This window comes from Escherichia sp. E10V10 (assembly GCF_004211985.1).
GTDB lineage: Bacteria > Pseudomonadota > Gammaproteobacteria > Enterobacterales > Enterobacteriaceae > Escherichia.
Genome location: NZ_RHJO01000003.1, coordinates 471,692 through 482,139 on the forward strand (window position 1 = coordinate 471,692; position 10,448 = coordinate 482,139).

The 10,448-nt window shown below is 51.0% G+C and carries 8 protein-coding genes, 5 tRNA genes and 2 pseudogenes; 14 read left to right on the forward strand and 1 reads right to left on the reverse strand.

Annotated elements, in window-relative coordinates:
* Nucleotides 1-34: 34 nt before the first annotated feature.
* Nucleotides 35-276: pseudogene (locus D9736_RS23570) on the reverse strand (hypothetical protein).
* 180 nt (nt 277-456) lie between these two features.
* Here D9736_RS23570 and pncC point away from each other — a divergent pair.
* From pncC to luxS, 14 genes and pseudogenes are all read left to right on the forward strand, one after another.
* Nucleotides 457-954: a nicotinamide-nucleotide amidase gene (gene pncC, locus D9736_RS08660; protein WP_130258127.1), complete on the forward strand. Its 498-nt coding sequence runs from the start codon at nt 457-459 to the stop codon at nt 952-954.
* 79 nt (nt 955-1,033) lie between these two features.
* A complete protein-coding gene (gene recA, locus D9736_RS08665) occupies nt 1,034-2,095 on the forward strand; it encodes a recombinase RecA (RefSeq protein ID WP_000963153.1) in 1,062 nt (353 codons plus the stop codon).
* A 229-nt stretch (nt 2,096-2,324) separates the two neighbouring features.
* A complete protein-coding gene (gene recX / locus D9736_RS08670) occupies nt 2,325-2,825 on the forward strand; it encodes a recombination regulator RecX (protein WP_130221556.1) in 501 nt (166 codons plus the stop codon).
* Between the two features lie 127 nt (nt 2,826-2,952).
* Nucleotides 2,953-5,583 carry an alanine--tRNA ligase gene (gene alaS, locus D9736_RS08675; RefSeq protein ID WP_130258128.1) on the forward strand — a complete coding sequence of 877 codons (2,631 nt, stop codon included), beginning with the start codon at nt 2,953-2,955 and terminating at the stop codon, nt 5,581-5,583.
* Between the two features lie 234 nt (nt 5,584-5,817).
* Nucleotides 5,818-6,003: a carbon storage regulator CsrA gene (gene csrA / locus D9736_RS08680; protein WP_000906486.1), complete on the forward strand. Its 186-nt coding sequence runs from the start codon at nt 5,818-5,820 to the stop codon at nt 6,001-6,003.
* A 315-nt stretch (nt 6,004-6,318) separates the two neighbouring features.
* Nucleotides 6,319-6,411: transfer RNA gene (locus tag D9736_RS08685), tRNA-Ser, on the forward strand.
* Between the two features lie 3 nt (nt 6,412-6,414).
* Nucleotides 6,415-6,491 (forward strand) — tRNA-Arg (locus tag D9736_RS08690).
* 64 nt (nt 6,492-6,555) lie between these two features.
* Nucleotides 6,556-6,632: transfer RNA gene (locus D9736_RS08695), tRNA-Arg, on the forward strand.
* A 62-nt stretch (nt 6,633-6,694) separates the two neighbouring features.
* A tRNA-Arg gene (locus tag D9736_RS08700) sits at nt 6,695-6,771 on the forward strand.
* Nucleotides 6,772-6,833: 62 nt separating this feature from the next.
* Nucleotides 6,834-6,910 (forward strand) — tRNA-Arg (locus tag D9736_RS08705).
* Nucleotides 6,911-7,056: 146 nt separating this feature from the next.
* A complete protein-coding gene (gene yqaB / locus D9736_RS08710) occupies nt 7,057-7,623 on the forward strand; it encodes a fructose-1-phosphate/6-phosphogluconate phosphatase (RefSeq protein ID WP_000273309.1) in 567 nt (188 codons plus the stop codon).
* A pseudogene (locus tag D9736_RS08715) lies at nt 7,620-8,046 on the forward strand (YqaA family protein). Before yqaB ends, D9736_RS08715 begins: the two are co-directional and overlap by 4 nt.
* A gap of 72 nt (nt 8,047-8,118) precedes the next feature.
* Nucleotides 8,119-9,675: a glutamate--cysteine ligase gene (gene gshA / locus D9736_RS08720; RefSeq protein ID WP_000611804.1), complete on the forward strand. Its 1,557-nt coding sequence runs from the start codon at nt 8,119-8,121 to the stop codon at nt 9,673-9,675.
* A gap of 150 nt (nt 9,676-9,825) precedes the next feature.
* Complete coding sequence (gene luxS, locus D9736_RS08725; RefSeq protein ID WP_001130211.1) at nt 9,826-10,341, forward strand: S-ribosylhomocysteine lyase; 516 nt, start codon at nt 9,826-9,828, stop codon at nt 10,339-10,341.
* Nucleotides 10,342-10,448 lie beyond the last annotated feature (107 nt).

Sequence of the window (10,448 nt, forward strand, 5' to 3'; positions counted from 1 at the left end):
CTGCAAGAGGGAGGTTAAACTTCCCTCTGCTTTCTTACTGTTTATTCGAATGATGTAATTGCCTGATTTTTTTTGACAGCGATATCGCATATCCCAGACAGACAACGCCTAACGCAGCCTGACCGAAGTCGAAAGGTTCAAGATAGCCAGAAGATAAAATCTTACATATCACTGAAACCAGTGCGCTGATGCCACCAATGATGACCCACATACGCATTTGCGTGGTCTGTTTAAGCACGTTTGGGGGGGGGGGTTATCCGTTTTCTTTGTTGTCATTATTTTTCTCTCCCTGTGAATACCTGGCAATATGAACGCTGCATGGTAGCGTTTTTCTTTACCGGTTGGCCGCAACAGTCTTATTTCGGAATGCGACTCGTAAAATGAATCGCTGGTCCCCATCTTCTGCGGGAAAGTGCTATCTTGTCCGGCATAAATTTTTGACTGACAGAGGTTGTGATGACTGACAGTGAACTGATGCAGTTAAGCGAGCAGGTAGGGCTGGCGCTGAAATCCCGTGGTGCAACCGTAACAACAGCCGAGTCTTGTACTGGCGGTTGGGTAGCGAAAGTGATTACCGATATTGCTGGCAGTTCCGCCTGGTTTGAACGCGGATTTGTCACCTACAGTAACGAAGCCAAAGCGCAGATGATCGGCGTACGCGAAGAGACGCTGGCGCAGCATGGCGCAGTGAGTGAACCTGTCGTGGTGGAAATGGCGATTGGCGCCCTGAAAGAGGCTCGTGCTGATTATGCGGTTGCTATCAGTGGCATCGCCGGACCGGATGGCGGCAGCGAAGAGAAGCCTGTCGGCACCGTCTGGTTTGCTTTTGCCACAGCCCGCGGCGAAGGCATTACCCGCCGGGAATGCTTTAGCGGCGACCGCGATGCCGTGCGTCGTAAGGCGACGGCTTATGCCTTAAATACGCTGCGGCAACAATTTCTACAAAACACTTGATACTGTATGACTATACAGTATAATTGCTTCAACAGAACATATTGACTATCCGGTATTACCCGGCATGACAGGAGTAAAAATGGCTATCGACGAAAACAAACAGAAAGCGTTGGCGGCAGCACTGGGCCAGATTGAGAAACAATTTGGTAAAGGCTCCATCATGCGCCTGGGTGAAGACCGTTCCATGGATGTGGAAACCATCTCTACTGGTTCGCTTTCACTGGATATCGCGCTTGGGGCAGGTGGTCTGCCGATGGGCCGTATCGTCGAAATCTACGGACCGGAATCTTCCGGTAAAACCACGCTGACGCTGCAGGTGATTGCCGCTGCCCAGCGCGAAGGTAAAACCTGTGCGTTTATCGATGCTGAACACGCGCTGGACCCAGTCTATGCACGTAAACTGGGTGTCGATATCGACAACCTGCTGTGCTCCCAGCCGGACACCGGCGAGCAGGCACTGGAAATCTGTGACGCTCTGGCGCGTTCTGGCGCAGTAGACGTTATCGTCGTTGACTCCGTGGCGGCACTGACACCGAAAGCGGAAATCGAAGGTGAAATCGGCGACTCTCACATGGGCCTTGCGGCACGTATGATGAGCCAGGCGATGCGTAAGCTGGCGGGTAACCTGAAGCAGTCCAACACGCTGCTGATCTTCATCAACCAGATCCGTATGAAAATTGGTGTGATGTTCGGTAACCCGGAAACCACTACCGGTGGTAACGCGCTGAAATTCTACGCCTCTGTTCGTCTCGACATCCGTCGTATCGGCGCGGTGAAAGAGGGCGAAAACGTAGTGGGTAGCGAAACCCGCGTGAAAGTGGTGAAGAACAAAATTGCAGCGCCGTTTAAACAGGCTGAATTCCAGATCCTCTACGGTGAAGGCATCAACTTCTACGGCGAACTGGTTGACCTGGGCGTGAAAGAGAAGCTGATCGAGAAAGCTGGCGCGTGGTACAGCTATAAAGGTGAGAAGATCGGTCAGGGTAAAGCGAATGCGACTGCCTGGCTGAAAGATAACCCAGAAACTGCGAAAGAGATCGAGAAGAAAGTACGTGAGTTGCTGCTGAGCAACCCGAACTCAACGCCGGATTTCTCTGTAGATGACAGCGAAGGCGTAGCAGAAACTAACGAAGATTTTTAATCGTCTTGTTTGATACTCAAGGGGCGCATCTGAGACGGATGACAAACGCAAAATTGCCTGATGCGCTACGCTTATCAGGCCTACATGTTCTCTGCAATGTATTGAAGTTGCACGGTTTGTAGGACGGATAAGGCGCTCACGCCGCATCCGGCATGAACAACGCCACTTTGTCAGCAAAACTTGGGTCGCATCTGCGGCCCTTTTGCTTTTTAAGTTTTAAGGATATGCCATGACAGACTCAACATCCCGTCGCCCGGCATATGCTCGTCTGTTGGATCGAGCGGTACGCATTCTGGCGGTGCGCGATCACAGTGAGCAAGAACTGCGACGTAAACTCGCGGCACCGATTATGGGCAAAAATGGCCCGGAAGAGATTGATGCCACGGCAGAAGATTACGAGCGCGTTATTGCCTGGTGCCATGAACATGGCTATCTCGATGACAGCCGATTTGTGGCGCGCTTTATCGCCAGCCGTAGCCGCAAAGGTTATGGACCTGCGCGTATCCGTCAGGAACTGAATCAGAAAGGTATTTCCCGCGAAGCGACAGAAAAAGCGATGCGTGAATGTGACATCGACTGGTGCGCACTGGCGCGCGATCAGGCGACGCGAAAATATGGCGAACCTTTGCCAACTGTCTTTTCAGAAAAAGTTAAGATCCAGCGTTTTCTGCTCTATCGTGGCTATCTGATGGAAGATATCCAGGAGATTTGGCGAAATTTTGCCGACTGAACGCATACGGTATTTTACTTCCCAGTCAAGAAAACTTATCTTATTCCCACTTTTCAGTTACCAGCCCGGCGGTTAAGACACGCTGTAGCTGGTGGCGATATTTCGTTAGCTTGATTTCAGGATAATTATGAGCAAGAGCACCGCTGAGATCCGTCAGGCGTTTCTCGACTTTTTCCATAGTAAGGGACATCAGGTAGTTGCCAGCAGCTCCCTGGTACCCCATAACGACCCAACTTTGTTGTTTACCAACGCCGGGATGAACCAGTTCAAGGATGTCTTCCTTGGGCTCGACAAGCGTAATTATTCCCGCGCTACCACTTCCCAACGCTGCGTGCGTGCGGGTGGTAAACACAACGACCTGGAAAACGTCGGTTACACCGCGCGTCACCATACCTTCTTCGAAATGCTGGGCAACTTCAGCTTCGGCGACTATTTCAAACACGATGCCATTCAGTTTGCATGGGAACTGCTGACCAGCGAAAAATGGTTTGCCCTGCCGAAAGAGCGTCTGTGGGTTACCGTCTATGAAAGCGACGACGAAGCCTACGAAATCTGGGAAAAAGAAGTAGGGATCCCGCGCGAACGTATTATTCGCATCGGCGATAACAAAGGTGCGCCATACGCATCTGACAACTTCTGGCAGATGGGTGACACTGGTCCGTGCGGCCCGTGCACCGAAATCTTCTACGATCACGGCGACCACATTTGGGGTGGCCCTCCGGGAAGCCCGGAAGAAGACGGTGACCGCTACATTGAGATCTGGAACATCGTCTTCATGCAGTTCAACCGCCAGGCAGATGGCACGATGGAACCGCTGCCGAAGCCGTCTGTAGATACCGGTATGGGTCTGGAGCGTATTGCCGCCGTGCTGCAACACGTAAACTCCAACTATGATATCGACCTGTTCCGTACGCTGATTCAGGCGGTGGCTAAGGTGACTGGCGCGACCGATCTGAGCAATAAATCGCTGCGCGTTATCGCTGACCACATTCGTTCTTGTGCGTTCCTGATCGCGGATGGCGTAATGCCGTCCAACGAAAACCGTGGTTATGTACTGCGTCGTATCATTCGTCGCGCAGTGCGTCACGGTAATATGCTGGGCGCGAAAGAAACCTTCTTCTACAAACTGGTTGGTCCGCTGATCGACGTTATGGGCTCTGCGGGTGAAGACCTGAAGCGCCAGCAGGCGCAGGTTGAGCAGGTGCTGAAGACTGAAGAAGAGCAGTTTGCCCGTACTCTGGAGCGCGGTCTGGCGCTGCTGGATGAAGAGCTGGCAAAACTTTCTGGTGATACGCTGGATGGCGAAACTGCTTTCCGCCTGTACGACACCTACGGCTTCCCGGTTGACCTGACGGCTGACGTTTGCCGTGAGCGCAACATCAAAGTTGACGAAGTTGGATTTGAAGCAGCAATGGAAGAGCAGCGTCGTCGTGCGCGCGAAGCCAGCGGCTTTGGTGCCGATTACAACGCGATGATCCGTGTTGATAGCGCATCTGAATTTAAAGGCTATGATCATCTGGAACTGAACGGCAAAGTGACCGCGCTGTTTGTTGATGGTAAAGCGGTTGATGCCATCAATGCAGGCCAGGAAGCTGTGGTCGTGCTGGATCAAACGCCATTCTATGCAGAATCCGGCGGTCAGGTTGGCGATAAAGGCGAACTGAAAGGCGCTAACTTCTCCTTTGCGGTGGAAGATACGCAGAAATATGGCCAGGCGATTGGTCACATCGGTAAACTTGCTGCGGGTTCTCTGAAAGTGGGCGACGCGGTACAGGCAGATGTAGATGAAGCTCGTCGCGCTCGTATTCGTCTGAATCACTCCGCAACGCACCTGATGCACGCTGCGCTGCGTCAGGTTCTGGGTACTCATGTCTCCCAGAAAGGTTCGCTGGTTAATGACAAGGTGCTGCGTTTTGACTTCTCGCATAACGAAGCGATGAAACCAGAAGAGATTCGTGCTGTCGAAGATCTGGTGAACGCGCAGATTCGTCGTAACTTGCCTATCGAAACCAACATCATGGATCTCGACGCGGCGAAAGCGAAAGGTGCGATGGCGCTGTTCGGCGAGAAGTATGATGAACGTGTACGCGTGCTGAGCATGGGCGATTTCTCCACCGAGCTGTGTGGTGGTACTCACGCCAGCCGCACCGGTGATATTGGTCTGTTCCGTATTATTTCTGAATCGGGTACTGCTGCAGGCGTTCGTCGTATCGAAGCGGTAACCGGAGAAGGTGCTATCGCCACCGTTCATGCAGACAGCGATCGCTTAAGCGAAGTCGCGCATCTGCTGAAAGGCGATAGCAATAATCTGGCTGATAAAGTGCGCTCAGTACTGGAACGTACGCGTCAGCTGGAAAAAGAGTTACAACAGCTTAAAGAACAGGCTGCCGCACAGGAGAGCGCAAATCTTTCCAGTAAGGCAATTGATGTTAATGGTGTTAAGCTGTTGGTTAGTGAGCTTAGCGGTGTTGAGCCGAAAATGTTGCGCACCATGGTTGACGATTTAAAAAATCAGCTGGGGTCGACAATTATCGTGCTGGCAACGGTAGCCGAAGGTAAGGTTTCTCTGATTGCAGGCGTATCTAAGGACGTCACAGATCGCGTGAAAGCAGGGGAACTGATTGGTATGGTCGCTCAGCAGGTGGGCGGCAAGGGTGGTGGACGTCCTGACATGGCGCAAGCCGGTGGTACGGATGCTGCGGCCTTACCTGCAGCGTTAGCCAGTGTGAAAGGCTGGGTCAGCGCGAAATTGCAATAATATAAGTGTCAGGCAATGCCGTGGACTTGCTTCACGGCATTCGCATCGACGCTATCGACAATGATAAAGTCAGGTTGAAGTTGTGTATATCGGCTAAACTTAGGTTTAACAGAATGTAATGCCATGACTGCTTAGATGTAATGTGTTTGTCATTGCTTACTTTTTGGCGTTATATGATGGATAATGCCGGGATACAGAGAGACCCGACTCTTTTAATCTTTCAAGGAGCAAAGAATGCTGATTCTGACTCGTCGAGTTGGTGAGACCCTCATGATTGGGGATGAGGTCACCGTGACAGTTTTAGGGGTAAAGGGCAACCAGGTACGTATTGGCGTAAACGCCCCGAAGGAAGTTTCTGTTCACCGTGAAGAGATCTACCAGCGTATCCAGGCTGAAAAATCCCAGCAGTCCAGTTACTAATCTTTCCGCGTCTCATCTTTAACGGTGAGACGCACCCTCAAAATTTCTCCTTCACTTCATTTTCTTTTCGCGTTACTCCCGTTCATTTAACTTTTGCCTTCATTTTTCTCTATCACTGCTACCTGTCAGAGGCCTGTTTTTCTGTTGATAAAACACTCTTTTTGACGTTTTTACAGACTAATTGAGCGCGAAGTGTGCAAACGATAAAAGTGTGGGAAAAATTGTTTGACTTATAAGTCTCAGAAAGTAATATGTGCGCCACGCAGCGACGATGAGCGATAAACAAGTTCTTCGAAGCACTCGTAAGAGGCGTGTGGTGAGGTGGCCGAGAGGCTGAAGGCGCTCCCCTGCTAAGGGAGTATGCGGTCAAAAGCTGCATCCGGGGTTCGAATCCCCGCCTCACCGCCATTTGCATCCGTAGCTCAGCTGGATAGAGTACTCGGCTACGAACCGAGCGGTCGGAGGTTCGAATCCTCCCGGATGCACCATCTCTTACTTGATACGGCTTTAGTAGCGGTATCAAAAAATCTGCAGTAAAGTAAGTTTCCCGATGCATCCGTAGCTCAGCTGGATAGAGTACTCGGCTACGAACCGAGCGGTCGGAGGTTCGAATCCTCCCGGATGCACCATCTCTTACTTGATACGGCTTTCGTAGCGGTATCAATATCAGCAGTAAAACAAATTTCCCGATGCATCCGTAGCTCAGCTGGATAGAGTACTCGGCTACGAACCGAGCGGTCGGAGGTTCGAATCCTCCCGGATGCACCATCTCTTACTTGATATGGCTTTAGTAGCGGTATCAATATCAGCAGTAAAATAAATTTCCCAATGCATCCGTAGCTCAGCTGGATAGAGTACTCGGCTACGAACCGAGCGGTCGGAGGTTCGAATCCTCCCGGATGCACCATCTTCTCCAAAAAATTTCCTTCAAAATATCTCATTTCTAAATAACTATTTTATCCATATCCTGAATAATCTTCCCTTTCGCCATCAGCGACAAAATCAAGCAATTACGCTAAAGTAGCGTCATATTTTTCGACTTGCGAGAAGACCATGTACGAGCGTTATGCAGGTTTAATTTTTGATATGGATGGCACAATCCTGGATACGGAGCCTACGCACCGTAAAGCGTGGCGCGAAGTATTAGGGCATTACGGTCTTCAGTACGATGTTCAGGCGATGATTGCGCTTAATGGCTCGCCCACCTGGCGTATTGCTCAGGCGATTATTGAGCTGAATCAGGCCGATCTCGACCCGCATGCGTTAGCGCGTGAAAAAACAGAAGCAGTAAGAAGTATGCTGCTGGATAGCGTCGAACCGCTTCCTCTTGTTGAAGTGGTGAAAAGCTGGCACGGACGTCGACCAATGGCTGTTGGAACGGGGAGTGAAAGCGCCATCGCTGAGGCATTGCTGGCGCACCTGGGATTACGCCGTTATTTTGATGCGGTCGTTGCCGCCGATCACGTCAAACACCATAAACCTGCGCCAGACACATTTTTGTTGTGCGCACAGCGTATGGGCGTGCAACCAACGCAGTGTGTGGTCTTTGAAGATGCTGATTTCGGTATTCAGGCTGCTCGCGCTGCAGGCATGGACGCAGTGGATGTTCGCTTGCTGTGAGTGAAGCTTTATCGCTTTTCTCGTTGTTTGCCAGTAGTTTCCTCAGCGCTACACTATTACCCGGTAATTCCGAAGTCGTCCTGGTTGCAATGTTACTTTCCGGGGTAAGTCACCCCTGGGTTTAGTGTTAACAGCAACAATGGGTAATAGCCTTGGAGGGCTAACTAACGTTATCCTTGGGCGTTTCTTTCCACTGCGCAAAACATCGCGCTGGCAAGAGAAAGCCATCGGCTGGCTGAAACGATATGGTGCAATCACACTATTATTAAGCTGGATGCCCGTGGTTGGCGATTTACTGTGTCTGTTAGCGGGATGGATGCGCATCTCGTGGGGACCGGTAATCTTTTTTTGTGCCTTGGTAAAGCGTTACGCTATGTTGCGATTGCAGTAGCTACCGTTCAGGGCATGATGTGGTGGCACTAATTGTAGGCCTGCACACATGGCCACCATTACAGTTATGCTAAATAAAACGATTTTGACAGGCGGGAGGTCAATTTGATCCCGGACGTATCACAGGCGCTGGCCTGGCTGGAAAAACATCCTCAGGCGTTAAAGGGGATACAGCGTGGGCTGGAGCGCGAAACTTTGCGTGTTAATGCTGATGGCACACTGGCAACAACAGGTCATCCTGAAGCATTAGGTTCCGCACTGACGCATAAATGGATTACTACCGATTTTGCGGAAGCATTGCTGGAATTTATTACACCAGTGGATGGTGATATTGAACATATGCTGACCTTTATGCGCGATCTGCATCGTTATACGGCGCGCAATATGGGCGATGAGCGGATGTGGCCGTTAAGCATGCCATGCTACATCGCAGAAGGTCAGGACATCGAACTGGCACAGTACGGCACTTCTAACACCGGACGCTTTAAAACGCTGTACCGTGAAGGGCTGAAAAATCGCTACGGCGCGCTGATGCAAACCATTTCCGGCGTGCACTACAATTTCTCTTTGCCAATGGCATTCTGGCAAGCGAAGTGCGGTGATATCTCGGGCGCTGATGCCAAAGAGAAAATTTCTGCGGGCTATTTCCGCGTTATCCGCAATTACTATCGTTTCGGTTGGGTCATTCCTTATCTGTTTGGCGCGTCTCCGGCGATTTGTTCTTCTTTCCTGCAAGGAAAACCAACGTCGCTGCCGTTTGAGAAAACCGAGTGCGGTATGTATTACCTGCCGTATGCGACCTCTCTTCGTTTGAGCGATCTTGGCTATACCAATAAATCGCAAAGCAATCTTGGTATTACCTTCAACGATCTCTACGAGTACGTCGCAGGGCTCAAGCAGGCTATCAAAACGCCGTCGGAAGAGTACGCGAAGATTGGTATTGAGAAAGACGGTAAGCGGCTACAAATCAACAGCAACGTGCTGCAGATTGAAAACGAACTGTACGCGCCGATTCGTCCAAAACGCGTTACCCGCAGCGGAGAGTCGCCTTCTGATGCGCTGTTACGTGGCGGCATTGAATATATTGAAGTGCGTTCGCTGGACATCAACCCGTTCTCGCCGATTGGTGTAGATGAACAGCAGGTGCGTTTCCTCGACCTGTTTATGGTCTGGTGTGCGCTGGCTGATGCACCGGAAATGAGCAGTAGCGAACTTGCCTGTACACGCGTTAACTGGAACCGGGTGATCCTCGAAGGTCGTAAACCGGGCCTGACGCTGGGTATCGGTTGCGAAACCGCGCAGTTTCCGTTGCCGCAGGTGGGGAAAGATCTGTTCCGCGATCTAAAACGCGTCGCGCAAACGCTGGATAGCATTAACGGCGGCGAAGCGTACCAGAAAGTGTGTGATGAACTGGTCGCCTGCTTCGATAATCCTGATCTGACTTTCTCTGCGCGTATCTTAAGGTCTATGATTGATACTGGCATTGGCGGAACAGGTAAGGCGTTTGCAGAAGCCTACCGTAATCTTCTGCGTGAAGAGCCGCTGGAAATTCTGCGCGAAGAGGATTTTGTCGCCGAGCGCGAGGCATCTGAACGCCGTCAGCAGGAAATGGAAGCCGCTGATACCGAACCGTTTGCGGTGTGGCTGGAAAAACACGCCTGACAGAAAAGAAAAAGGCCACTCGTGAGTGGCCAAAATTTCATCTCTGAATTCAGGGATGATGATAACAAATGCGCGTCTTTCATATACTCAGACTCGCCTGGGAAGAAAGAGTTCAGAATATTTAAAAAAAAATTTACCGGAGGTGGCTAAATGCCGTTGTTAGATAGCTTCACAGTCGATCATACCCGGATGGAAGCGCCTGCAGTTCGGGTGGCGAAAACAATGAACACCCCGCATGGCGACGCAATCACCGTGTTCGATCTTCGCTTCTGCGTGCCGAACAAAGAAGTGATGCCAGAAAGAGGGATCCATACCCTGGAGCACCTGTTTGCTGGTTTTATGCGTAACCATCTTAACGGTAATGGCGTTGAGATTATCGATATCTCACCAATGGGCTGCCGCACTGGTTTTTATATGAGTCTGATTGGTACGCCTGATGAGCAGCGTGTCGCTGATGCCTGGAAAGCGGCAATGGAAGACGTGCTGAAAGTGCAGGATCAGAATCAGATCCCGGAACTTAATGTCTATCAGTGCGGTACTTACCAGATGCACTCTTTGCAGGAAGCACAGGATATTGCGCGTAGCATTCTGGAACGTGACGTGCGCATCAACAGCAATGAAGAACTGGCGCTGCCGAAAGAGAAGTTGCAGGAACTGCACATTTAGTTGGTTAGTGCAGAAGCAGCCGGAGATGCAACAGCACCGTCCGGCTTGCCTGGTGCGCTACGCTTATCTGGTTGACGCAGGGAGCATGCCACCTGTACGTGACAGGT